Source organism: Klebsiella sp. 10982 (genome assembly GCF_048589245.1).
Classification (GTDB): Bacteria; Pseudomonadota; Gammaproteobacteria; order Enterobacterales; family Enterobacteriaceae; genus Klebsiella; species Klebsiella quasivariicola.
This window is the reverse complement of sequence record NZ_JBMAXV010000007.1, coordinates 65,859-88,332: the sequence shown is the minus strand read 5'-3', so window position 1 is coordinate 88,332 and position 22,474 is coordinate 65,859. Positions and strand designations below refer to the sequence as shown.

Annotated in this window: 21 protein-coding genes; 13 read left to right on the top strand and 8 right to left on the bottom strand. The window is 56.1% G+C overall.

The features are described 5' to 3' along the window. Positions 1 to 10: 10 nt before the first annotated feature. The 4 genes from garK to ACKLKD_RS08570 all read right to left on the bottom strand — a co-directional run bounded on the left by garK (position 11) and on the right by ACKLKD_RS08570 (position 4,266). A complete protein-coding gene (garK, locus tag ACKLKD_RS08585) occupies positions 11 to 1,156 on the bottom strand; it encodes a glycerate 2-kinase (RefSeq protein WP_025712507.1) in 1,146 nt (381 codons plus the stop codon). Between the two features lie 64 nt (positions 1,157 to 1,220). Beyond that, complete coding sequence (gene garR, locus ACKLKD_RS08580; RefSeq protein WP_025712508.1) at positions 1,221 to 2,111, bottom strand: 2-hydroxy-3-oxopropionate reductase; 891 nt, start codon at positions 2,109 to 2,111, stop codon at positions 1,221 to 1,223. 26 nt (positions 2,112 to 2,137) lie between these two features. Continuing rightward, positions 2,138 to 2,908: a 2-dehydro-3-deoxyglucarate aldolase gene (garL, locus tag ACKLKD_RS08575; RefSeq protein ID WP_008806598.1), complete on the bottom strand. Its 771-nt coding sequence runs from the start codon at positions 2,906 to 2,908 to the stop codon at positions 2,138 to 2,140. A gap of 26 nt (positions 2,909 to 2,934) precedes the next feature. Then, complete coding sequence (locus tag ACKLKD_RS08570) at positions 2,935 to 4,266, bottom strand: MFS transporter (protein ID WP_008806599.1); 1,332 nt, start codon at positions 4,264 to 4,266, stop codon at positions 2,935 to 2,937. A gap of 392 nt (positions 4,267 to 4,658) precedes the next feature. On the opposite strand from ACKLKD_RS08570, the gene garD reads away from it, so the two are divergent. Further along, positions 4,659 to 6,230, top strand: a complete 1,572-nt coding sequence (gene garD, locus ACKLKD_RS08565) for a galactarate dehydratase (protein WP_012967183.1) — start codon at positions 4,659 to 4,661, stop codon at positions 6,228 to 6,230. A 54-nt stretch (positions 6,231 to 6,284) separates the two neighbouring features. Here garD and ACKLKD_RS08560 read toward each other — a convergent pair whose 3' ends face one another. Both ACKLKD_RS08560 and ACKLKD_RS08555 read right to left on the bottom strand, forming a co-directional pair. Further along, positions 6,285 to 7,235: a sugar kinase gene (locus ACKLKD_RS08560; protein ID WP_025712509.1), complete on the bottom strand. Its 951-nt coding sequence runs from the start codon at positions 7,233 to 7,235 to the stop codon at positions 6,285 to 6,287. Continuing rightward, positions 7,235 to 8,038 carry a DeoR/GlpR family DNA-binding transcription regulator gene (locus tag ACKLKD_RS08555; RefSeq protein ID WP_165931849.1) on the bottom strand — a complete coding sequence of 268 codons (804 nt, stop codon included), beginning with the start codon at positions 8,036 to 8,038 and terminating at the stop codon, positions 7,235 to 7,237. The genes ACKLKD_RS08560 and ACKLKD_RS08555 overlap by 1 nt, the downstream gene beginning before the upstream one ends. 350 nt (positions 8,039 to 8,388) lie before the next feature. Here ACKLKD_RS08555 and ACKLKD_RS08550 point away from each other — a divergent pair, with 350 nt between their 5' ends. From ACKLKD_RS08550 to ACKLKD_RS08505, 10 genes are all read left to right on the top strand, one after another. Beyond that, complete coding sequence (locus tag ACKLKD_RS08550; protein ID WP_025712511.1) at positions 8,389 to 9,243, top strand: tagatose bisphosphate family class II aldolase; 855 nt, start codon at positions 8,389 to 8,391, stop codon at positions 9,241 to 9,243. A 24-nt stretch (positions 9,244 to 9,267) separates the two neighbouring features. Continuing rightward, positions 9,268 to 10,182, top strand: a complete 915-nt coding sequence (gene pfkB, locus ACKLKD_RS08545) for a 1-phosphofructokinase (protein ID WP_008806604.1) — start codon at positions 9,268 to 9,270, stop codon at positions 10,180 to 10,182. A gap of 10 nt (positions 10,183 to 10,192) precedes the next feature. Beyond that, entirely contained in the window at positions 10,193 to 11,605 is a 1,413-nt protein-coding gene (locus ACKLKD_RS08540; RefSeq protein WP_025712512.1) for a PTS fructose transporter subunit IIC, read from the top strand. Positions 11,606 to 11,615: 10 nt separating this feature from the next. Continuing rightward, entirely contained in the window at positions 11,616 to 12,431 is an 816-nt protein-coding gene (locus tag ACKLKD_RS08535; RefSeq protein ID WP_080897338.1) for an HPr family phosphocarrier protein, read from the top strand. A 176-nt stretch (positions 12,432 to 12,607) separates the two neighbouring features. Then, the gene (gene gatZ, locus ACKLKD_RS08530; protein ID WP_025712514.1) at positions 12,608 to 13,879 is read left to right on the top strand and encodes a tagatose-bisphosphate aldolase subunit GatZ; all 1,272 of its coding nucleotides are present in this window, start codon (positions 12,608 to 12,610) and stop codon (positions 13,877 to 13,879) included. A 14-nt stretch (positions 13,880 to 13,893) separates the two neighbouring features. Continuing rightward, positions 13,894 to 14,361: a PTS galactitol transporter subunit IIA gene (gene gatA, locus ACKLKD_RS08525; RefSeq protein WP_008806608.1), complete on the top strand. Its 468-nt coding sequence runs from the start codon at positions 13,894 to 13,896 to the stop codon at positions 14,359 to 14,361. 26 nt (positions 14,362 to 14,387) lie between these two features. Further along, positions 14,388 to 14,672 (top strand): PTS galactitol transporter subunit IIB, encoded by a 285-nt coding sequence (gatB, locus tag ACKLKD_RS08520; protein WP_002918119.1) that lies wholly within the window; start codon positions 14,388 to 14,390, stop codon positions 14,670 to 14,672. Positions 14,673 to 14,677: 5 nt separating this feature from the next. Continuing rightward, the gene (locus ACKLKD_RS08515; RefSeq protein WP_008806609.1) at positions 14,678 to 16,060 is read left to right on the top strand and encodes a galactitol-specific PTS transporter subunit IIC; all 1,383 of its coding nucleotides are present in this window, start codon (positions 14,678 to 14,680) and stop codon (positions 16,058 to 16,060) included. A 49-nt stretch (positions 16,061 to 16,109) separates the two neighbouring features. After that, positions 16,110 to 17,153 carry a galactitol-1-phosphate 5-dehydrogenase gene (gene gatD / locus ACKLKD_RS08510; RefSeq protein ID WP_025712515.1) on the top strand — a complete coding sequence of 348 codons (1,044 nt, stop codon included), beginning with the start codon at positions 16,110 to 16,112 and terminating at the stop codon, positions 17,151 to 17,153. A gap of 110 nt (positions 17,154 to 17,263) precedes the next feature. After that, the gene (locus tag ACKLKD_RS08505; RefSeq protein ID WP_004206153.1) at positions 17,264 to 18,037 is read left to right on the top strand and encodes a DeoR/GlpR family DNA-binding transcription regulator; all 774 of its coding nucleotides are present in this window, start codon (positions 17,264 to 17,266) and stop codon (positions 18,035 to 18,037) included. Between the two features lie 34 nt (positions 18,038 to 18,071). Here ACKLKD_RS08505 and ACKLKD_RS08500 read toward each other — a convergent pair whose 3' ends face one another. Together ACKLKD_RS08500 and rsmI are read right to left on the bottom strand one after the other, a co-directional pair. Then, complete coding sequence (locus ACKLKD_RS08500; protein WP_025712516.1) at positions 18,072 to 18,962, bottom strand: Fic family protein; 891 nt, start codon at positions 18,960 to 18,962, stop codon at positions 18,072 to 18,074. Between the two features lie 114 nt (positions 18,963 to 19,076). Then, the gene (gene rsmI, locus ACKLKD_RS08495) at positions 19,077 to 19,940 is read right to left on the bottom strand and encodes a 16S rRNA (cytidine(1402)-2'-O)-methyltransferase (RefSeq protein ID WP_004144878.1); all 864 of its coding nucleotides are present in this window, start codon (positions 19,938 to 19,940) and stop codon (positions 19,077 to 19,079) included. A 63-nt stretch (positions 19,941 to 20,003) separates the two neighbouring features. Between rsmI and ACKLKD_RS08490 the strand changes: the two genes are divergently transcribed. Together ACKLKD_RS08490 and ACKLKD_RS08485 are read left to right on the top strand one after the other, a co-directional pair. Next, complete coding sequence (locus tag ACKLKD_RS08490) at positions 20,004 to 22,112, top strand: penicillin-binding protein activator (protein WP_080897336.1); 2,109 nt, start codon at positions 20,004 to 20,006, stop codon at positions 22,110 to 22,112. Continuing rightward, the gene (locus ACKLKD_RS08485) at positions 22,070 to 22,456 is read left to right on the top strand and encodes a YraN family protein (protein WP_025712518.1); all 387 of its coding nucleotides are present in this window, start codon (positions 22,070 to 22,072) and stop codon (positions 22,454 to 22,456) included. The genes ACKLKD_RS08490 and ACKLKD_RS08485 overlap by 43 nt, the downstream gene beginning before the upstream one ends. Positions 22,457 to 22,474 lie beyond the last annotated feature (18 nt).

Sequence of the window (22,474 nt, the reverse complement as noted above, 5' to 3'; positions counted from 1 at the left end):
CCGCCCGTTGTCATCCTTCTGTCGTCATCCCGACCAGCAGGGTAGCGGCGATATTGCGCGATGCATGATAAATATTATCAAACGCCCCGCGAAATGCCTCTTCCAGCGTCGAAACGGAAGTTAACACGCTGAAAACAGCATCGATGCCGTGCTGGTGAACCACACCGACGTCGTGGGTCAGGCTACCGGCAATACCAATCACCGGCTTATGGTATTTCTTCGCCACCCGGGCAACCCCGACGGGAACCTTACCGTGAATAGACTGACTATCGAGCCGCCCTTCCCCGGTAACCACCAGTGAACAATCAAGGATCTGCTCTTCCAGATGCAGCGCCTCGGTGACAATCTCAATCCCGCTGCGCAATTCCGCGTTCAGAAACGCCATCAGCGCCGCGCCCATGCCACCTGCCGCTCCCGCGCCGGGGATCGACTTCACGTCCACCTGCAGCGACGTCTTAATGACGTCGGCATAATGCGCCAGATTACGATCCAGCTCGACGATCATCGCCTCGGTCGCCCCTTTCTGTGGGCCAAAGATCCGCGACGCTCCTCGCTCGCCTACCAGCGGATTGGTAACATCGCAGGCCACGTGGATCATCCTGTCACGTAAGCGTGGATCGATGGCGGAAAGATCGATCCGGCTCAGACGGCTCAGGCTACCGCCGCCATGGCCGATCTCCTGCCCCTCGGCGTCACAAAGGCGGGCGCCTAGCGCCTGCATCATGCCCGCTCCACCGTCGTTGGTCGCACTGCCGCCGATACCGATAATGATCCGTTTCGCGCCATGTTCCAGCGCCTGTAATATCAGCTCGCCGGTACCGCGTGAAGTGGTGATGAGAGGGTTGCGTTTTTCGGGCGGAACGAGTCCCAGGCCACTGGCCGCCGCCATCTCAATAAACGCAGTGACGCCATCGCCGGACATGCCCCAGCAGGCCTCCACTTTCTCGCCCAGCGGGCCAGTCACCCATGCGGAATGTTCCGTTCCCTGCGTCGCGGCAATCATCGCCTCCACCGTTCCCTCGCCGCCGTCGGCGACGGGCATGGAAACATACTGCGCGTCAGGGAAAATTTCCCGAAATCCTTTTTCTATCGCCTGAGCTACCTCGGTGGCAGAAAGGCTTTCTTTGTAAGAGTCTGGGGCAATGACGATTTTCATAATTTTGTAGCCTGACAGTGCCGCGCAAGGCAAGAATAACAGGGCGCGCAAGGCGCCCTTCTTGTTAGCGAGTGACTTCCACTTTCGCCAGTTTTTCGTAGTAGCACGCCAGCGCGCTATGGTCCGCGGTGCCCAGACCGTCTGCGCGCAGCGCCTGCATCATCTCCATTACCGCCGCCGTCAGCGGTAGCTGAGCGCCCACGCCATGGGACGTATCCAGGGCGTTCGCCAGATCTTTAATATGCAGGTCGATACGGAATCCCGGCTTGAAGTTACGATCCATCACCATCGGCGCTTTGGCATCCAGCACGGTACTGCCCGCCAGGCCGCCACGGATCGCCTGATAGACCAGATCCGGATTGACGCCAGCTTTGGTCGCCAGAGTCAGCGCTTCAGACATCGCTGCGATGTTCAGGGCGACAATCACCTGGTTAGCCAGTTTGGTGACGTTGCCCGCGCCGATGTCGCCGGTATGCACCACGGAGCCCGCCATCGCTTTCATCAGATCGTAGTATTTATCAAAGATCGCCTTATCGCCGCCGACCATCACCGACAGGGTGCCGTCGATGGCTTTTGGTTCGCCGCCGCTCACCGGCGCGTCCAGCATATCAATACCCTTGGCTTTCAGCGCTTCGCTGATTTCCCGACTCGCCAGCGGCGCGATAGAGCTCATATCAATCACCACGGTGCCCGGCTTTGCGCCTTCGATAATGCCGTTTTCACCCAGCGCCACCTCTTTCACATGCGGAGAGTTTGGCAGCATGGTAATGATCACGTCACATTGCTCAGCAACCGCCTTCGGCGTCGTCGCGGTCTCTGCACCCGCGGCAATCACGTCGGCAATCGCTTCCGGGTTACGGTCGGACACCACCAGCGAATAACCTGCTTTCAGCAAATTTTTGCTCATCGGTTTGCCCATAATGCCAAGACCGATAAAACCTACTTTGATTGTCATAATGTTCTCTCTCTTCATCCTGGTGATTATTTTTTAAACGCATCAGCAAGTTTCTGCGTTGCTGAGCGGAAGACGCCCAGATCGCTGCCGACGGCGACGAAAGTCGCCCCCCATTCCAGATAGCGGCGCGCATCAGCTTCCACTGGCGCCAGAATGCCGCTTGGCTTACCGTGCTTCTTCGCGCTGGCAAAGATATGTTGGATAGCGTGCTGTACCTCAGGATGGGCGGCATTGCCGAGATGGCCTAAAGCGGCAGCCAGGTCGCTCGGGCCAACGAACACCCCGTCCACACCCTCGGTCGCGGCAATCGCCTCGACGTTATCTACCCCGGTCTGGCTCTCAATCTGCACCAGAATGGAAATGTTCTTGTTGGACTGGGCGAAGTAGTCCGGCACGGTGCCAAACATATTGCCGCGGTGGGAAACGGAGACCCCGCGGATCCCTTCCGGCGGATAGCGGGTCGACGCCACCGCCTGCGCCGCCTGCTCAGCCGTCTCGACGAACGGCACCAGGAAGTTATAGAAGCCGATGTCCAGCATGCGCTTGATGATGATCGGCTCATTGGTCGGCACACGGACTACCTGCGCGCTGGAGCTGCCCTTCAGCGCCATCAGCTGTGGGATAAGCGTGGTCACGTCGTTCGGCGCGTGTTCCGCATCCAGCACCAGCCAGTCGAAACCGGCCAGACCCAGCACCTCAGTACTGATCGGGTTAGCCAGCGCGCACCAGCAGCCAATCTGCACCTGATGAGCCGCCAGCGCGGCCTTAAATTTGTTCGGGAAAATTGCGTTATCCATAATTTTTACCTTGCGTTAATCGTTGCTTACTTCTGCAATTCCATACGTTTGATATCGCCAACCACAAACAGGTAGCAGACCATCATCATCAGCGCGGAGCCGCCAACAAAAATCAGTGCGCCATTGAATGAGTGCAGTTCGCTTACGATGTAGCCAATAACCAGCGGCGTGGCGATCGAGGCCACATTGCCAAAGACGTTGAATACCCCGCCGCACAGGCCAACAATCTCTTTCGGCGCAACATCCGAGATAACCGGCCAGCCCAGCGCGCCAAAGCCTTTACCAAAGAACGCCAGCGCCATCAGCGTAATAACCAGCGGCGTGCTGGCCGTGTAGTTACACAGAATAATGGACGATGCCAGCAGCATTCCGAGTACTATCGGTAACTTACGCGCAAAAGTCAGCGTACAGCCGCGGCCAATCAGATAATCCGAAAACAGCCCGCCCAGTACGCCGCCGGCAAAACCAAACAGCGCCGGAATTGAAGCCACGAAGCCGACTTTCAGAATTGACATTCCCTTGTCCTGCACGAGGTAGATCGGAAACCACGTCAGGAAGAACCAGGTAATGGTGTTGAGGAAATACTGACCGAAAAATACGCCTAACATCATTCGGTTGGTCAGCAACTGACGGATATAATCCATCTTCGGCCCGGCCGCCTGGGTCGTCTCTTTTTTGTGGTCCATATCGACCACCGCGCCGCCTTCAGAGATATACTTCAGCTCCGCCGCGGACATTCGCGGATGATCGGTGGGGTTATGCACAAACTTCACCCAGATGACGGTGAGCACAAACCCTATTATCCCCATCACGGTAAAGACATGCTCCCAACCCAGCGCGAAGGTCAGCCAGCCGAGTAGCGGCGAGAATAACGCCAGCGAAAAATATTGCGCCGCATTAAAAATAGCCGAAGCGGTGCCCCGCTCTTTGGCCGGAAACCAGGCCGCCACAATGCGGGCGTTGGCGGGAAACGAGGGCGCTTCGGAAAAGCCCAGCATAAAACGCATAAAGAACATGGAGACCCCAGCCCAGGCGAGCGGGAACACATCAATAAAGCCCTGCAGGAAGGTAAACAGCGACCAGAAAAACAGGCTGTATGAGTAAACCTTCTTCGATCCAAATTTATCCAGCAGCCAACCACCAGGGATCTGCATCAGCAGATAAGCCCAGCCGAAGGCGGAAAAAATGTATCCCATCGACACCGCGCTGAGCCCCAGCTCTTTCGCGACTTCAGTACCGGCGATAGACAACGTCGCGCGGTCGCCATAGTTCACCGCCGTCACGACAAATATCATCAATAGAATTAAATAGCGGGTCGGTATTCCTTTTTTCTCATCTAATGTAGAATCCAGAATCATTTAGACATTCCTCAGGCACAGAACACCTTTTATAATTGCTTTAAGCGGTTTCTTATTTATTTAAAAGACGATATTGAAGCTATCTATTCGCATATCGAATACCTCAAAAACATGACTCAGTATAATCAGCACGCCTCCGCCAGACACTATGCATAACCACAATATAAAGTCATTATTTAACGCTAAAATTAGGCTTATGCCATAAGCCATGGGCGCTAATCCACAGTTCTTACGATTGCCTGCCCTGCTGGGGTTACCACCTCAGCAAGGAGTGATGTAGATCACATTTTAAAATCAATACAGCTGACATCCTTTATTCCATCATACTGATACGTAGTAAATGAATTAGCGTTTTATTTTATTATTAGCACCTGTTTGGAGATGACTGGACAATGGCTGACATTGCAATTCGACAACAATCGCCAACCGCGTTTTATATTAAAGTTGACCCGACAGATAACGTGGCGATTATTGTCAACGATCGGGGATTGACCGCCGGAACACGTTTCCCGGACGGCCTGACGCTCGTCGAACACATCCCACAGGGTCATAAAGTAGCCCTGGTGGATATCCCTGCCCGCGGTGAAATCATCCGCTACGGAGAAGTGATTGGCTTCGCCGTGCGCGACATCCCACAGGGAAGCTGGATTGACGAATCGCTGGTGGAACTGCCCACCGCCCCGCCGTTGAACACCCTGCCGCTGGCGACCAAAGTGCCTGAACCCCTACCGCCTCTGGAAGGCTATACCTTTGAAGGGTACCGCAATGCCGATGGCAGCGTGGGCACCAAGAACCTGCTGGGCATCACCACCAGCGTGCACTGTGTTGCGGGCGTGGTTGATTATGTGGTGAAAATCATTGAACGCGACCTGCTGCCGAAATACCCCAACGTCGACGGCGTGGTAGGCCTGAACCACCTCTACGGTTGCGGCGTGGCGATTAATGCGCCGGCGGCGGTAGTGCCAATTCGCACTATCCACAATATCGCCCTCAACCCGAATTTCGGCGGTGAGGTGATGGTCATTGGCCTCGGCTGTGAAAAGCTGCAGCCGGAACGCCTGCTGCAGGGCACGGAAGACGTCAAAAGTATCCCGGTGGACAGCGCCAGCATCGTCAGCCTGCAGGATGAAAAGCATGTTGGTTTTAAATCGATGGTCGATGACATTCTGCAGGTCGCCGAGCGCCACCTGGTGAAACTGAACCAGCGCCAGCGGGAAACCTGTCCGGCTTCAGAGCTGGTGGTCGGCATGCAGTGCGGCGGCAGCGACGCCTTCTCCGGTGTGACCGCCAACCCGGCGGTGGGTTATGCATCCGACCTGCTGGTGCGCTGCGGCGCGACGGTGATGTTCTCGGAAGTGACCGAAGTCCGCGACGCCATCCATCTGTTAACCCCGCGGGCGATTAACGAAGAGGTCGGCAAACGCCTGCTGGAAGAGATGGCCTGGTACGATAACTATCTCGACATGGGCAAAACCGACCGCAGCGCCAACCCCTCCCCCGGCAACAAAAAAGGCGGCCTGGCTAACGTGGTGGAAAAAGCGCTGGGTTCTATTGCTAAATCAGGTAAAAGCGCCATCGTCGAGGTGCTCTCTCCAGGCCAGCGCCCGACCAAACGCGGCCTGATTTATGCCGCTACCCCCGCCAGCGATTTTGTCTGCGGCACCCAGCAGGTCGCCTCTGGCATTACCGTGCAGGTGTTCACCACCGGTCGCGGCACGCCGTATGGCCTGATGGCGGTACCCGTAATAAAAATGGCGACCCGTACCGAGCTGGCCAACCGCTGGTATGACTTAATGGACATTAACGCCGGGACCATCGCCACTGGCGAAGAGACGATTGAGGATGTCGGGCGGAAGCTGTTCGAATTTATTCTCGACGTCGCCAGCGGACGCAAGAAAACCTTCTCCGATCAGTGGGGCTTGCATAACCAACTGGCGGTATTCAACCCGGCGCCGGTAACCTGATCGCGACACTGGCAGCCCACTCCCCTTCAGCCCGGATTTATCCGGGCTTGTTGATTAAGCGTGCTGTGCGGCAAGAAAAGCGCTGATCTGCGCCTGCGTCGAGGTGCCTTCCATCGGTCCACGCTGGCTAATCGCCAGCGAGCCGCTGGCATTTGCCCATCTCAGCGCCTCCTGCGGCGTGGCGCCATTGAGGAACAGGCTGACAAAGGTGGCGCCAAAACAATCCCCGGCACCTGTCGGATCCACCACCGGCACGTTGAAGCCGGCGACATGGTGTGTCTCGTTGGCGCTAAAGTAGCTGGCGCCACGCGGCCCACGTTTAATCACCACATGCTTCACGCCGCGTTTCAATAGTTTATCAACCAGGATCTGCTCATTGCGCTCCGGATTGAGGCCAAAATAATCCAGCTCACCGTCGCTCGGCAGGAAAATATCGGTGTAATCGAGAATGTATTCAAACGCCTGCGACATCTCGGGAATGTTCAGCATCTCTTTGCGAATATTTGGGTCGAACGACACCGTACCGTTGCGGCCTTTAATGTTTTCAATCGCTTTACGCATCGCATCGATAATACGGAACGAGAACAGCGACGATCCCATAATATGAAAATGCTGACACTGATTTAGCAGCGCCTCATCAATGTGGTCGGCAGTCAGCAAACCGCAGGCGCTGTTAGGCATATTAAAAATAAAATCGCGCTGCGCCTGGCTACGATAGCTGACGAAGGCGCTACCGGTGGTCGCTTTCTGCAGCATGGCGATACCGTTGACGTTAACGCCATCTTTCTCCAGACGCGCAATATTCATCTCGCCAAATGCGTCGTTGCCCACGCAGCTAAACAACACAGAGCCAAAACCCAGCTTTGCCACCTGATCGGCAAAGATTGCCGGCGCCCCGCTGGGATAGGGCCCCCAAAATTCACCGGGGCGGGAAAAACCCTGATTCTCTTCCTTGGCGAGAAACTCCACCAGCAGTTCGCCGATGGTGCAAATGGTTACGTTCATCACCGCTCCTGGTTTGTCTTATGCAAAGCCGTGTTGAGCCATGTCAGGCATTCATTGTTGGTATAGCTGTTGGTCAAACCCGCAGCGAGGAAGCAGGCATGGTACTCTGCCGCGACGACCTGCGGGGTCACGACGCTGCTGATCTGTTGCAATTCACCCACAGCATAGCGTTTCTCGCCATAGACCGGTCGGGACGCGACAATCGCAATGACTCGTTTACTCTGGGCGACAGCCTCGTTTAGTAAATGTGCTGTGACCTCGTTACGCACGCTCAGCGTGCCGTCTTCGGCAATATGATCCACCGCTATCAGCGCACGTGAAGGGCGGTAATGGCCTAACGCCTTCAGCGCCAGATCGCCCTCCACAATCCGCCCCTGGCCTGACAGCACCCCGCCAAGCAGAACGGTTTCCCCATTTAAAAACTCCTGCGCCAGCGCGACATGGCCCAGATCGTTTAACAGCAGGCAAAGTTCTTCTCTGTTGGCCAGAAAGGGGATCACTTTACGCAAAATGGAACCTTGGCCTAAAAATAGCGTTTCGCCATCTTCTATCTGCGCCGCCACCTGGCGAGCCATTTCCGTCTCCAGCGCTTTATCCCTGACGGCTGGTGCTTCCCGCATCACCGCAACCGGCGCGCCAGCCTGGGCGGTATAAATCGCCCCGCCGAAGGAGCGTTTCAAGTAGCCCTGCTGCTCGAGGTAGTTGAGATCGTTACGGATTGTCACTCCGGAAACAGCCAGCATTTCGGCCAGATCGTCGACTTTGATCTCGCCGTTCTTACGAACGATCTCTGCGATGTCCAAGCGCCTTTTCAGCAGGCTGGTTGACGGTTTTGCCACGGTTTATGCCTTATTATTTTCTCCTGGAATAACTTTCATTTTTAAATTTCCCTATCGTAATGTCAAACCGCGGCTGAACCCCCATCTTGCCATAAACAAATTAATGCATATTAATCACATAGTTATAATGATACCCCTTCCCTGCTAAAACTTTAAAAAAGAAACATTAAAAATACTATTAACTTTCATTTTAAAAATCAATTCATCATTGTGTGCGGTGGATCACACCTAAAAGTCGAGACGATCGTTACATTACTTTCAAATTGAAGGTTATTTAATGTTAATAACTTACAAATTGAAAAAAGAGGGCTAAAATGTACATCATTTCCAGTAAAAACATGCTGTTAAAAGCTCAACGACAGGGTTATGCCGTGCCGGCTTTCAATATCCATAACCTCGAAACCATGCAGGTCGTCGTTGAAATGGCGGCTGAATTACGCTCCCCCTTGATCCTTGCCGGCACGCCCGGTACCTACAGCTATGCCGGCACCGGCAACGTGGTGGCGATCGCCCGCGATCTGGCGAAAAAGTGGGATCTCCCGCTCGCCCTGCACCTCGATCATCACGAGGATCTGGCTGATATCACGCGCAAAGTCCAGGCAGGGATCCGCTCGGTCATGATCGATGGCTCTCACTCACCGTTCGAGGAAAATGTGGCACTGGTAAAAAGCGTGGTGGAGTTGAGCCACCGCTATGATGCCAGTGTAGAAGCCGAGCTGGGCCGTCTGGGCGGAGTCGAAGACGATCTGGTGGTCGATGCTAAAGATGCGCTCTATACCAACCCCGAACAGGCCCGTGAATTTGTCGCTCGTACCGGTATTGATTCGCTGGCCGTCGCCATCGGTACCGCTCACGGTCTTTACACCGCCGAACCGAAGCTTGATTTTGAGCGCCTGGCGGCTATTCGCGACTGCGTTGATGTTCCACTGGTTCTGCACGGCGCTTCCGGCCTGCCGGATAGTGATATTCGCCACGCCATTTCTCTGGGCGTATGCAAAGTCAACGTCGCCACCGAACTTAAAATCGCCTTCTCGGATGCACTGAAAGCCTACTTCCTGGAAAATCCGGGCGCCAACGATCCTCGTCACTATATGAAACCGGCGAAAGCGGCAATGAAAGAGGTCGTTCGCAAAGTCATTCACGTCTGTGGCTGCGAAGGACAACTGTAATCAGCGGATCGAAGGAGCCTTGTCGTGATCCACACCCTGACACTGAACACCGCGATTGATATGAATATCTTTTGCGATCCGCTCCAGCCGGCGGCAGTCAACCGCACCCGGCAGACGGAATATTGCCCGAATGGTAAAGGGGTTAACGTCTCGCTGGTATTACATCATTACCAGCAGCCAACCCATGTTATGGGCATATTCGGCGGTTTTACCGGCCGCTATATCGTTGAGGAACTACGCAAACAACATATTAACGTCACGCCGGCATGGGTCGCTGAACCCACCCGTATTAATATCTTTATTAACGACGGCAGAGATGAATATAAACTGGTAAATCCCGGCGCGCGGATTAACGATGAAGGGAAAGAACAAATTCTTCATCATTTACAGTGCGTCACGCCTGGTGATTATTTAGTTATCAGCGGCAGTCTGCCACCGGGAATAGAGAGCCGGTTCTATAGCGAGATTCTGGTGCTGTGTCAGCAAAAAGGGTGTGAAGTCATCTTAGATATCAGCCACCCGGTGCTGCGCCAGCTTTTGGAGTGGCATCCGCTATTGATTAAACCCAATGACGACGAGCTGAACGAGATCTTTGGTCTGGATGTCAGCAGCCCCCAGCGGGTACGCGAAGCAATGCAAACGCTCCACCAGCTTGGGGCTCGCAATGTTCTGCTGACCCTTGGCGCACAAGGGCTCTATTTTTCGAACGGCGAGCAACTGTGGTTCTGCTCGGCACCGAAAATCGAACTGGTCAGCTCGGCCTGCGCCGGCGATGCCGCGCTGGGCGCGTTCCTCAGCCGATGGCTTAACGCAGGCGATATTCCTCAGGCGCTGGCGCTGGCCAGCGCCACCGGCGCCGATGTTGCCGCCTCCGCCGGGCTTGGCAAATTAAACCGTACGCAAGAATTATTACAACAACTTCAGATCGTCCAATTATAAAGGTCCGATTATGAAAAAAATTATTGCCGTTACCGGCTGCCCTACAGGTATTGCTCATACATTTATGGCTGAAGAGGCCTTAAAAACCGCAGCGAAAAAATTAAACGTTGAAATAAAAGTCGAAACCAATGGCGCTTCCGGCGTAGAAAATGCCATTACGCCGGAAGACCTGACGGATATTTATGGTGTGATTATCGCTGCCGATAAAGATGTTAATGCCGAACGTTTTAATGGCTTACCGGTTATTGAGGTGCCGGTTAAAGAAGCCATTCACCATCCGGCGGAATTAATTAATAAAGTTGTTAACGGTCAGGCGCAGCGTCGCCAGGGACACTCCGCGACGACGGATCTCGCCGAGAAATATGAGCGAGAATCGTTCGGCCGACAGATTTACAAACATCTGATGAGCGGTGTTTCCAACATGCTGCCGTTCGTTGTCGCCGGCGGGATCTTAATCGCCGTTTCTTTCCTGTGGGGCATCTACTCTGCCGATCTGAATTCACCGCAGTATAACGTGGTTGCCGCCACCCTGATGAAAGTCGGTCAGCAGGCGTTCTCGATCATGGTGCCGGTGTTTACCGCCTACATTGCCTGGTCGATATCTGGCCGCCCGGGTATGGTTGCCGGTTTTGTCGGCGGCCTGCTGGCGAACGCCACCGGCGCCGGGTTCCTCGGTGGGATCATCGCCGGTTTTGCCGCCGGGTATTTTATGCTGCTGATCCGTCATCTGCTCGACGGTCTGCCGCGCCAGTACGAAGGGCTGAAGTCGATCTTCATTATGCCGCTGATCGGCGTCCTGGTGATTGGCGTGATGATGGTCCTGCTCGGCCAGCCGGTGGCAGCGATCAACAATGGCATGATGAACTGGCTCAGCTCTCTGCAGGAAGCCAACCCCATCCTGCTGGGGATCGTGGTCGGCGCAATGTGTTCCTTCGACTTCGGCGGGCCGGTCAACAAAGCGGCCTATGTCACCGGTACGCTGCTGCTGGGGCAAGGTAACTATTTCTTTATGGCCGGTGTGTCTGCCGCCTGCATTACGCCGCCGTTGGTCATCGCCCTGGCGACCACGTTCTTTCCGAAAGGCTTTAGCGAGGAGGAACGCGCCGCCGGGATGGTCAACTATATCCTCGGCTGCACGCACATTACCGAAGGTGCAATTCCCTTCGCCGCCAAGGATCCACTGCGGGTGATCCCGATGATGATGATCGCCTCCTCAATTTCTGCGGTACTCAGCTACAGCCTGCATATTCAGGTTCCGGCACCGCACGGCGGCTTCTTAATCCTGCCGCTGGTCAGCAAACCGTTGATGTGGGTGCTGTGCATTCTCGCCGGTTCCGCGTGCGGCGCACTTATGCTGGGATGCTGGCGGCTGTGGCAAAAACGCACTGACAAAGCGACAGCTCTTGCTGGCGCCATGAAATAAGGAGCACGCTATGCAACTGACTTCTGCCGATATTGGTTTCGATCGTCAGGTCAAAACGAAAGACGAGGCGCTACAGCGTGTCGTTGCAGCCCTGACTCAGGCCGGACATACGCAAGCAGCCTATCTGCAAGGCATGCGCGAGCGCGAGGAGCAAATCAGCACCTATCTGGGCAACGGCATCGCCATTCCCCACGGTACGCCGCACAGTCGCGACGCAGTGCTCAAAACGGGCGTTAAGGTGCTGGCTTGTCCGCAGGGGATTGACTGGGGTGAGGAGCAAACCGCCTATCTGATTGTCGGTATTGCGGCTCAGGACAATGAGCATCTCGATATTTTGCGCCAGCTCACCCATGCCCTGGGCGACGATCGGGTGCCTGAGGCGCTGACGCGCGCCGATATCCCTCAGGCGGTGCTGGAAATTCTCGCTGGCAATATCCCTCTGCCGGCAGGCGAAGAACCACAACCCGCGCCGCATTTTGACGAAGAGGCCACCTTTACCCTGCGCAATCCGCACGGTCTTCATGCCCGCCCCAGCGCGGTGCTGGTGAAAGCCGTCAAGCAGTGGCGATCGCAAATCCAGGTCGAAAACCTGGATACGCGCTCCGCGATTGTGGATGCCAAAAATCTGATGCGCGTCGTATCGCTGGGTGCCAAACAGGGTCATCGTCTGCACTTTATGGCCAGCGGCAACGATGCGCAGCAGGCGTTAAAAGCCATTGGCGACGCTTTTAACGCCGGTCTCGGCGAAATTGCCGCCCAGCCGCAGCAGGTCTCTCAGGAAGCCGTCAAAACGAAACGCAGCTGGCTCTCCCGACTATTTAGTTAATTTTCAATCAATTAAAAACGCCCTGCCTTCCTGGTCAGGGCGTTTTTGTCTCGAAAGACGACACCTTTCACTGCGTTACATCACTATTTATCGATACAGATCACAATTCAAAACAAAGCCATTTGCGACCAAAACAAAACATAACGAATATATTCGAAAGAAAACGGAGGTTGTAAATGAAAGATATTATCACTCGCCACAAGTCCGGCGAACATATCGGCATCTGTTCAGTGTGTTCAGCGCATCCGCTGGTTATCGAAGCGGCGTTACGTTTCGATCTGCCGACCAACAACAAGGTGCTGATCGAAGCGACGTCCAACCAGGTAAATCAGTTTGGTGGCTACACCGGCATGCAGCCGGCCGATTTCCGCGACTTCGTCTACAACATCGCGCGTACCGTCGGTTTCCCGGCTGAGCGCATTATTCTTGGCGGCGATCATCTGGGCCCGAACTGCTGGCAAGATGAACCAGCAGCCGTGGCGATGGAAAAATCAATCGACCTGATCAAGGCCTACGTCGCGGCCGGCTTTAGCAAAATCCATCTCGATGCGTCAATGTCCTGTGCTGACGACCCGGTGCCTTTGGATCCTGGTGTGGTTGCTGAGCGCGCCGCTCGACTGTGTCAGGCTGCTGAAGAGACCGCCAGCGCTGAGCAAAAGCGCCACCTGACCTACGTCATCGGGACCGAAGTTCCGGTGCCCGGCGGCGAGGCCTGCACCATCGGCAGCGTACATGTCACCCGGGCGCAGGATGCCGCGGCGACACTCGAAACCCATGAGGCTGCTTTCCGTAAGCTGGGACTCGAGGCTGCGCTGGAGCGAGTTATCGCTATCGTCGTGCAGCCTGGGGTGGAGTTCGACCATACGCAAATCATTCATTACCAGCCGCAGGAAGCGAAAGCGCTTTCCGCCTGGATCGAAAGTACCCCGATGGTCTACGAAGCGCACTCCACCGACTACCAAACTCGCCAGGCTTATCGCGCGCTGGTTCGCGACCACTTCGCCATCCTGAAAGTCGGCCCGGCGCTCACCTTTGCCCTGCGTGAAGCCATCTTTGCCCTCGCCCAAATGGAAAATGAGCTGATCGCCCCGGAGTCTCGCAGTCGCGTGATGGAGGTGATCGACGAAGTGATGCTTAACGAACCCGGCTACTGGAAAAAATACTATCACCCCACCTGGAGCCAGGCGATGGTCGATATCCACTTCAGCCTTTCCGACCGTATCCGTTATTACTGGCCGCATCCGCGTATTCGCCAGAGCGTTGAGAAACTTATCGCTAATCTGACCGACGCTAAGCTGCCGCTGGGGCTTATCAGCCAGTATATGCCGGTGCAGTTTGAACGACTGTCGCTGAATGCACTGAACGCCGAGCCGCACGCGCTGATCCTCGACAAAATCCAGGATGTTCTGCGTGCCTACCGCTACGGCTGTTCTTCTGAAATCGCCTGAAGTTAAGAGGATATATGAGTCAACTGTTTGTTCGTACCGGCATTCATTTCAGTTCCAGCCAGCAGGCGCTGGAACACATTGGCGCAGAGATGCTGGCGCGAGGCGTCGTACACGACAGCTATCCCGCCGCCCTGCTCGAACGCGAAGCGACTTTTCCCACCGGCATCGCCCTGGAGCAGCATGCTGTCGCTATCCCGCACTGTGAAGCCGTCCACGCCAAATCGCCGGCCATTTACCTGATTCGTCCGGATGCGCCGGTTCCTTTTCAGCGCGCTGATGACGACGGCGAAATCGACGTTTCGCTCATCATCGCGCTGATTGTTGAAAACCCGGCGGCACAGCTGAAGCTACTGCGCCGGTTATTTAGTGAGCTACAAAATCCGCACACGCTGGAGGCACTGCTCGCCGCTTCCGACGATCAGCTGCCGGTGCGGTTCCAGCAATTTATCCTTGAGCCTGAGCTTAACGCCGTGGCTTCATAAGATACTGATAATAAAAGGGGTACCCTATGAAACGTAAAGTTATCGTCGCCTGCGGCGGTGCCGTCGCCACCTCCACGATGGCGGCTGAAGAGATTAAAGAGCTGTGTGCAGACCACAATATTGAACTGGATTTGGTGCAGTGCCGGGTCAATGAAATCGAAACCTACATGGACGGGGCGGACCTGATCTGCACCACCGCGCGCGTGGAGCGGACCTTTGGCGACATTCCGGTGGTACACGGCATGCCATTCGTTTCGGGCGTCGGCATTGAAGCCTTACAACAGAAAATCCTCGGCATCCTCGCGGAGTAAACGCCATGTTTAGCGAAATCATGCGTTATATCCTCGATCTCGGTCCGACGGTGATGCTGCCGATCGTGATCATTATTTTCTCCAAGTTACTGGGGATGAAGCTCGGGGATTGTTTCAAATCTGGTCTGCATATCGGGATCGGTTTCGTCGGTATCGGCCTGGTCATTGGCCTGATGCTCGACTCCATCGGCCCGGCGGCAAAGGCGATGGCGGAGCATTTCCAGATTAATCTTCACGTGATCGATATCGGTTGGCCGGGTTCATCACCGATGACCTGGGCGTCGCAAATCGCCCTGGTGGCGATCCCGGTGGCCATCGTGGTTAATATCGTGATGCTGGTTACCCGTATGACCCGCGTAGTGAATGTCGATATCTGGAACATCTGGCATATGACCTTTACCGGCGCGATGCTGCATATCGCTACCGGATCGTACTGGATAGGTATTCTCGGCGTGGTAGTGCATGCCGCCTTTGTGTATAAGCTGGGCGACTGGTTTGCCAAAGATACCCGCGATTTCTTTGGCCTCGAGGGTATTGCGATCCCGCACGGCAGTTCGGCGTATTTAGGGCCGGTTGCCGTGCTTGTCGATACCATCATCGACAAGATCCCCGGTCTTAACCGCATTCACTTTAGCGCCGATGATATCCAGAAACGCTTCGGTCCCTTCGGTGAACCGGTTACCGTTGGCTTCGTCATGGGCCTGGTGATTGGCGCGCTGGCGGGTTACGACCTGAAGAGCATTCTCCAGCTTGCGGTGAAAACCGCAGCGGTGATGCTGCTGATGCCACGGGTGATCAAACCGATTATGGATGGCCTCACACCGATAGCCAAACAGGCGCGTAAACGTCTGCAGGCCAAATTCGGCGGCCAGGAATTCCTGATTGGTCTCGACCCGGCGCTGCTGCTCGGTCATACCTCGGTGGTCTCCGCCAGCCTGATCTTCATCCCGCTGACCATTCTTATCGCCGTCGTGGTTCCTGGCAACCAGGTCCTGCCGTTTGGCGACCTGGCCACCATCGGCTTCTTCGTGGCGATGGCAGTCGCGGTACATCAAGGGAACCTGTTCCGCACATTGATTTCCGGGGTCATCATTATGGGTATCACCCTATGGATCGCCACCCAGACCATAGGCCTGCACACCCAGCTGGCGGCAAACGCCGGGGCCCTGAAAGCCGGCGGTATGGTGGCCTCAATGGACCAGGGCGGTTCACCGATTACCTGGCTGCTGATCCAGCTCTTTACCTGGCAGAACGTGGTGGGCTTCGCGGTCATCGGCATTATCTATCTGACTGGCGTTCTGCTGACCTGGCGTCGTGCCCGTCGCTTCATCGCGGTGGAAAAAGCAGAAAAAAGCGCTGCCCCACAACAAAGTACAGGCATGTCTTGATCTAAAAGGGGAGCGGTCGCTCCCCTGAATCTTATAGCTGGAGAATGTTATGAAATCAGTGGTAATCCATGCTGAGGGGAACGTCTGCGTTGAAGAACGCCCTATCCCTACGCTGCAAACGGAAAACGATGTCCTGGTCAAAGTGGTCAGTTCCGGTTTATGCGGCTCCGACATCCCGCGCATTTTCGCCAAAGGCGCGCATTACTACCCTATTACGCTGGGACACGAATTCAGCGGCTATGTGGAATCCTACGGCGCGGCGGTAACCGACCTGCAGCCCGGCGATGCCGTCGCCTGCGTGCCGCTGCTGCCCTGCTTCCAGTGCCCGCAGTGCCAGCGCGAGTATTTCTCTTTATGTAAACAGTATCAGTTCGTCGGCTCACGCAGCGAAGGCGGCAACGCCGAATATGTGGTGGTAAAGCGTGCCAACCTGTTCCGCCTGCCGGACCAGATGCCAATTGATGACGGCGCGTTTATCGAACCGATAACCGTTGGCCTGCACGCTTTCCATCTGGCGCAGGGCTGCGAAGGTAAAAACGTGATTATTATCGGTGCCGGCACCATTGGCCTGCTGGCGCTGCAGTGCGCCCGGGAACTGGGCGCCAACAGCGTCACGGCGATCGATATCAATCCGCAGAAACTGGAACTGGCCAAAACCCTTGGCGCAACCCGTGTGTTCAACAGCCGCGAGATGAACGGCCAGGCGATTCAGCAGGCGCTGGAAGCCATTCAGTTCGACCAGTTAGTCCTCGAGACCGCCGGTACGCCGCAGACCGTCGCATTAGCGATTGAAGCCGCCGGGCCGCGGGCGCAGCTGGCGCTGGTCGGCACGCTCCATCACGATTTAACCCTCCCGGCCGCCACCTTCGGGCAGATCCTGCGCAAGGAGTTGAATATTGTCGGTAGCTGGATGAACTATTCTGGCCCGTGGCCAGGAGAAGAGTGGCAAACGGCCACCCGCCTGCTGACAGAAAAACGCCTGCAGCTGGCGCCGCTGATCGCCCACCGCGGTGACGCGGAGAGCTTTGCGCGTGAAGTGCAGGCGCTCAACGGCGCGCCGATGCAGGGCAAAATCCTGCTCAAACTCTCCTGACCGCCCGAGCCAGCCCTCGGCGCTGGCTCATCAAACCTTTCGAAAATTATCGTTCAACTTTCGTTACCCTTCGATTACACTGAGATGAGTTAATTATCAGGCAAATCAAGATGAACTCATTTGAACGAAGGAACAAAATCGTCGATATGGTGAATACGCAGGGCAGCGTATTGGTTCTAGACCTTTCGAATCTCTTTGGCATCTCTGAGGTAACGATTCGCGCCGATCTCCGCTTACTGGAAGAGAAAGGGCTGTTAACCCGTTTTCACGGCGGCGCCGCCCGTGCGGGCAGCGACCTGACCGACGCCGAAAATCAGGAAGTGGTACTGGAAGATCGTTATCAGCTTGCCAGCGATCCCAAAAAGCGCATCGCCCAGGCCGCCGCGGCAATGATCCGTGAAGGTATGACGGTGATCCTCGATAGCGGCAGCACAACCCTGCTGATTGCCGAGGCGCTGGTGCGGATGACCAATATCACCGTGATCACCAACAGCCTGCCCGCCGCGTTTACCCTGGCGGAAAATAAAGACATCACCCTGGTGGTATGCGGCGGTACCGTGCGGCACAAAACGCATTCGATGCACGGCACAATTGCCGAACGTTCGCTGCAGGGAATTTGCGCCGATTTGATGTTTGTCGGCGCCGACGGTATCGACGCCACCAACGGTATCACCACCTTTAACGAAGGTTACTCCATCAGCAGCGTGATGGCCGCCGCCGCGCATCAGGTGATCGCCGTGCTCGACGCCAGCAAATTCAATCGCCGGGGCTTTAACCAGGTACTGCCGATGGAAAAAATAGACTGCGTGATCACCGACGACGGCATTAGCGAAAATGACCGTGCAGCGTTAAGCAGCAAAAAGGTGGAACTGAAGATAGTGTGATTGCACGCTGAGTGGAACATCATAGCGGCTGGTTCTACTTAACCAGCCAGCTTCCACCTTTTTTAGCGCCTATGCGAATCAATCTCCCTTTCGCTTGTAGCCCTTGCAGATAGCGCTCAACCGTACGTGCTGATATCCCGATGTTTTCAGCCAGTGCTCTCGCCGTCAAATCCGGAGCTGCGGTTAGCAAATGTAGAATTGTGGTTTCCAGCTCAGTTAATTTCGCGTCGATTTCTTCCGACATTTCTTCCGACATTTCTTCCGACACAACGAATGAAGTCTCCAGACCTTCTTTCAGCGCCGCCAGGATATTTTGCAACATCCAGGTCACGAATAGCGTGCAATCACTGGTTTTGTCACAAACACCTAAAATGTCGTAATAGCGTTCTTGCTGATGGTGGATCAGCGTTTCAACCGGCAGCCAGGCCAATTCCTGACGCCACTGGCTTAGAATCAATGTCTGCCATAAACGCCCCATTCGACCATTGCCATCAGCGAAAGGGTGAATGAACTCAAACTCATAGTGGAAAACTGAACTGGCAATCAAAGGATGAAGCTCGGTGTGTTCCAGCCAGTTGAGTAAATCAGCGATCAATCTTGGGACCAGTGCAGCAGGCGGAGCCATATGTACCACCTGCGTACCACGGTAAATACCCACGTTACCGCCACGTAAAACGCCAGGACTATCCACCAACCCTACCATCAGCGTTTTGTGTGCCGCCAGAAGGTCGCTTATATTTGCCGCATGCCATCCGGGCATTAATTCATAAGCACGAATGGCATTTCTCACTTCCTGAATATCCTTAGCCGGCGCCAGAACCCGCTTGCCTTCCAGCAGCGCCGTTACCTGTTCCATGCTCAGGCTATTATGTTCAATTGCGAGTGACGCCTGAATAGTACGAATGCGGTTTTCTTTACGCAGCAACGGCGATGTTTGTCCACGTTTCGCCGACCAATGCCCAAGCAATTCCCCAATCTCAACGACAAGGTTGAGAACCGTGGGTGTGATGCTAAACGGCGGTTGGTAACGGCTCATCGCTTACTCCCCCTGCTGCTCCAGGGCATACTTATACAACGCATTTTTCTTCACGCCGTGGATTTCCGCGGCCAGCGCGGCGGCTTTCTTCAGCGGCAGCTCCGCCTGCAGCAGCGCCAGGGTCCGCAGCGCGGCTGCCGGCAGCGCCTCTTCCTGGGCCTTAAAGCCTTCGACGATCAGCACCATCTCGCCTTTGCGACGGTTTTCGTCTTCCTTCACCCACGCCACCAGCTCGCCGATCGGCGCGCCATGGATAGACTCCCAGGTTTTGGTCAGCTCGCGTGCCAGCACCACGTAGCGGGATTCTCCCAGTACCGCGCAGATATCTTCCAGACTCTCCACCAGGCGATGGGTCGATTCATAGAAGATAAGGGTGCGCGGCTCTTCTTCCAGCGCTTTCAGGGTATCGCGGCGGCCTTTTGATTTCGCCGGCAGGAAGCCTTCATAACAGAAACGGTCGGAAGGCAGGCCAGCGGCGCTCAGGGCGGCGATGGCCGCGCAAGGGCCCGGCAGCGGTACCACGCGAATATTCGCTTCGCGGCAGGTGCGCACCAGATGATAGCCTGGGTCGTTAATCAGCGGTGTGCCCGCATCGGAGACCAGCGCGATGTTTTGCCCTTCTTTCAGTTTAGCGAGAAGTGTTTCAGCCTTTTGCTGCTCGTTATGGTCGTGAAGCGCAAATAAGCGGGCGTTAATCGCAAAATGTTGCAGCAGCAAACCGGTATGACGGGTATCTTCCGCTGCAATTAAATCAACGGCTTGCAGCACTTCCAGCGCACGCTGCGTGATATCAGACAGATTTCCTATCGGAGTGGGCACAATATAGAGCTGCCCCTGAGAATTATCCGCTGATTCGTGTTGTTTCATTGTCTCGTCCGTATTGCCGATTTAATATTGAGCATTGAGCCAAAAAAATATCACTGGACACTTATGGTACCGTCAACATTTCTTCGTTCTAAGCCCGCGCGCTGTCTGCCCGTATTGCTGGCGACGCTTCTTTTTGCTGGCTGCGGCACCCACACGCAGGATCAAAGCACGGCGTTTATGCAGGGTACATCGCAGGCCAACTCCAGTTTCTACTTGCAGCAGATGCAGCAAAGCACGAATGATAGCAAGACCAACTGGCAATTACTCGCCATTCGTGCACTGCTGCAGGAAGGCAAGAAACAGCAGGCCATCGACCTGTTTAACCAGCTGCCGTCGAACCTGAACAGCACCCAGGCCCGTGAACAGGCGCTGCTGGCGGTGGAAGTGAAGCTGGCGCAAAACGATTTTCAGGGCGCCCGGACTCTGCTGTCTAAACTCGACCCGGCAAGCATGGAGCCGCCACAGCAGGCGCGCTACTGGCAGGCGCAAATCGATGCCAGCCAGGGCAAACCGTCGGTTAGCCTGCTGCGCGCATTAATCGCCCAGCAGCCGCTGCTGAGCGATGCCAAACAGCGCCAGAAAAATATCGACGCGACCTGGCAAGCGCTGACGACAATGACCCAGGATCAGGCCAATGCTTTGGTGATCAATGCCGATGAAAATACCCTTCAGGGCTGGCTGGATCTGCAGCGGATGTGGTTTGACAACCGCAACGATCCGACCCTGCTGAAAGCGGGCGTTAAAGACTGGCAGACGCGCTATCCGCAAAACCCGGGCGCAAAAATGCTGCCGACGGCGCTGGTGAACATGCAAAACTATAAGCCCGCGTCCACCAACAAGATTGCGCTTTTCCTGCCGCTGAACGGCCAGGCGTCGATTTTCGGCCGTACTATCCAGCAGGGCTTCGAAGCCGCCAAAAATGGCGCGCCGTCGGTGACGGGCAGCGCGGTTCCCGCCCAGGTCGCCCAGGCGGCGAATGTCTCCGGTAATGATGATGTGGTGAGTCCGTCGCAGGCAGAAATCAGCGATCTTACCGCCACCGGAAGCCGCGCTGAACCGGTGCAGGCCCCGACACAAGACCAGGCGGCGCCTGCCGCGGAACCGGCAGCCCAGGCGCCGGCAGCATCCGCCACGCCGCAGACCACCGCTTCCCCGGTTACCCAGCCGGTCACCGCCCCGACCGCACAGCCTCAGCCCGTGGTGGCCACCGCCGCCAACCCCTCTGCGGAACTGAAAATTTACGATACCACCAGCCAGCCGATAAGCCAGCTACTCGCCCAGGCACAGCAGGACGGCGCCACCCTGGTCGTCGGGCCATTGCTGAAAGAGAACGTCGAAGAGGTTATCAAGAGCAACACGCCGCTCAACGTGCTGGCCCTCAACCAGCCGGAGAAAGTCGAGAGCCGCGCTAACCTCTGCTATTTCGCGCTTTCTCCGGAAGACGAAGCGCGTGACGCTGCCCGACATATCCACCAACAGGGCAAACAGACGCCGCTGCTGCTGGTTCCGCGCGGCGCGCTGGGCGATCGTGTGGTTAGCGCCTTCGCCGACGAGTGGCTGAAGCTGGGCGGCGCCAGCGTCCTGCAGCAGCGTTTTGGCTCAACGGCTGAGCTGCGCGCCGGCGTCAACGGCGGCGGAGGCATTGCGCTGAGCGGCACTCCGGTTTCCACCCTGCCTTCAGCCCAGAACAGTTCCCTCGGCAGTGCGGATGAAATGCCTGTGAGCAGCGGCGGCAGCGTGGACGCGGCCTATATCCTCGCCACCCCGGAACAGATTGGCTATATCAAACCGATGATCGCCATGCGCAATGGCAGCCAGAGCAATGTCACCCTGTACGCCAGCTCACGCAGCGCCCAGGGCACCGCGGGTCCGGATTTCCGTCTGGAGATGGACGGCCTGCAATACAGCGAGATCCCGATGCTGGCCGGCAGCAACCCGGCGCTGATGCAGCAGGCGCTGTCCGCTGTGCGTAATGACTATTCGCTGGCGCGCCTGTATGCCATGGGCGCCGACGCGTGGTCGCTGGCCAACCACTTCACGCAAATGCGCCAGACGCCGGGCTTCGAACTGAACGGGAATACCGGCGATCTGACGGCTACACAGGACTGTGTGATTACCAGGAAACTGTCATGGCTCAAGTACCAGCAGGGACAAATCGTCCCGGCCAACTAAGCAAACAGACCGGCGATGCCTGGGAAAACCAGGCTCGCCGCTGGCTGGAAGGCCAGGGCCTGCGTTTTATTGCCGCCAACGCCCGCGAGCGTGGCGGCGAAATTGACCTCATCATGCGCGACGGCGCGGTCACCGTCTTTGTCGAGGTGCGCTACCGTCGCAGCGCCCGGTACGGTGACGCGGCGGCCAGCGTCACCCTGCAAAAACAACAACGCCTCCTTAAAGCCGCCCGTTTGTGGCTCTGCCGACAGAATGGGAGCTTTGAGACTGTGGATTGCCGTTTCGATGTGGTAGCCTTCACCGGAAACGACATCCAATGGCTTAAAAACGCCTTTGGCGAATAGCGTAATACCAGAAGTAAG

Excerpts from the sequence above, each read along its gene's own strand:
- ACKLKD_RS08560 (WP_025712509.1), bottom strand. The coding sequence starts at position 7,235 with ATGAACGTAACCATTTGCACCATCGGCGAACTGCTGGTGGAGTTTCTC.
- garL (WP_008806598.1), bottom strand. The coding sequence starts at position 2,908 with ATGGATAACGCAATTTTCCCGAACAAATTTAAGGCCGCGCTGGCGGCT.
- gatB (WP_002918119.1), top strand. The coding sequence starts at position 14,388 with ATGAAACGTAAAGTTATCGTCGCCTGCGGCGGTGCCGTCGCCACCTCC.
- rsmI (WP_004144878.1), bottom strand. The coding sequence starts at position 19,940 with ATGAAACAACACGAATCAGCGGATAATTCTCAGGGGCAGCTCTATATT.
- ACKLKD_RS08570 (WP_008806599.1), bottom strand. The coding sequence starts at position 4,266 with ATGATTCTGGATTCTACATTAGATGAGAAAAAAGGAATACCGACCCGC.
- ACKLKD_RS08490 (WP_080897336.1), top strand. The coding sequence starts at position 20,004 with ATGGTACCGTCAACATTTCTTCGTTCTAAGCCCGCGCGCTGTCTGCCC.
- gatZ (WP_025712514.1), top strand. The coding sequence starts at position 12,608 with ATGAAAGATATTATCACTCGCCACAAGTCCGGCGAACATATCGGCATC.
- garK (WP_025712507.1), bottom strand. The coding sequence starts at position 1,156 with ATGAAAATCGTCATTGCCCCAGACTCTTACAAAGAAAGCCTTTCTGCC.
- ACKLKD_RS08485 (WP_025712518.1), top strand. The coding sequence starts at position 22,070 with ATGGCTCAAGTACCAGCAGGGACAAATCGTCCCGGCCAACTAAGCAAA.
- ACKLKD_RS08540 (WP_025712512.1), top strand. The coding sequence starts at position 10,193 with ATGAAAAAAATTATTGCCGTTACCGGCTGCCCTACAGGTATTGCTCAT.
- ACKLKD_RS08550 (WP_025712511.1), top strand. The coding sequence starts at position 8,389 with ATGTACATCATTTCCAGTAAAAACATGCTGTTAAAAGCTCAACGACAG.
- garD (WP_012967183.1), top strand. The coding sequence starts at position 4,659 with ATGGCTGACATTGCAATTCGACAACAATCGCCAACCGCGTTTTATATT.
- garR (WP_025712508.1), bottom strand. The coding sequence starts at position 2,111 with ATGACAATCAAAGTAGGTTTTATCGGTCTTGGCATTATGGGCAAACCG.
- ACKLKD_RS08535 (WP_080897338.1), top strand. The coding sequence starts at position 11,616 with ATGCAACTGACTTCTGCCGATATTGGTTTCGATCGTCAGGTCAAAACG.
- gatA (WP_008806608.1), top strand. The coding sequence starts at position 13,894 with ATGAGTCAACTGTTTGTTCGTACCGGCATTCATTTCAGTTCCAGCCAG.
- ACKLKD_RS08515 (WP_008806609.1), top strand. The coding sequence starts at position 14,678 with ATGTTTAGCGAAATCATGCGTTATATCCTCGATCTCGGTCCGACGGTG.
- gatD (WP_025712515.1), top strand. The coding sequence starts at position 16,110 with ATGAAATCAGTGGTAATCCATGCTGAGGGGAACGTCTGCGTTGAAGAA.
- ACKLKD_RS08505 (WP_004206153.1), top strand. The coding sequence starts at position 17,264 with ATGAACTCATTTGAACGAAGGAACAAAATCGTCGATATGGTGAATACG.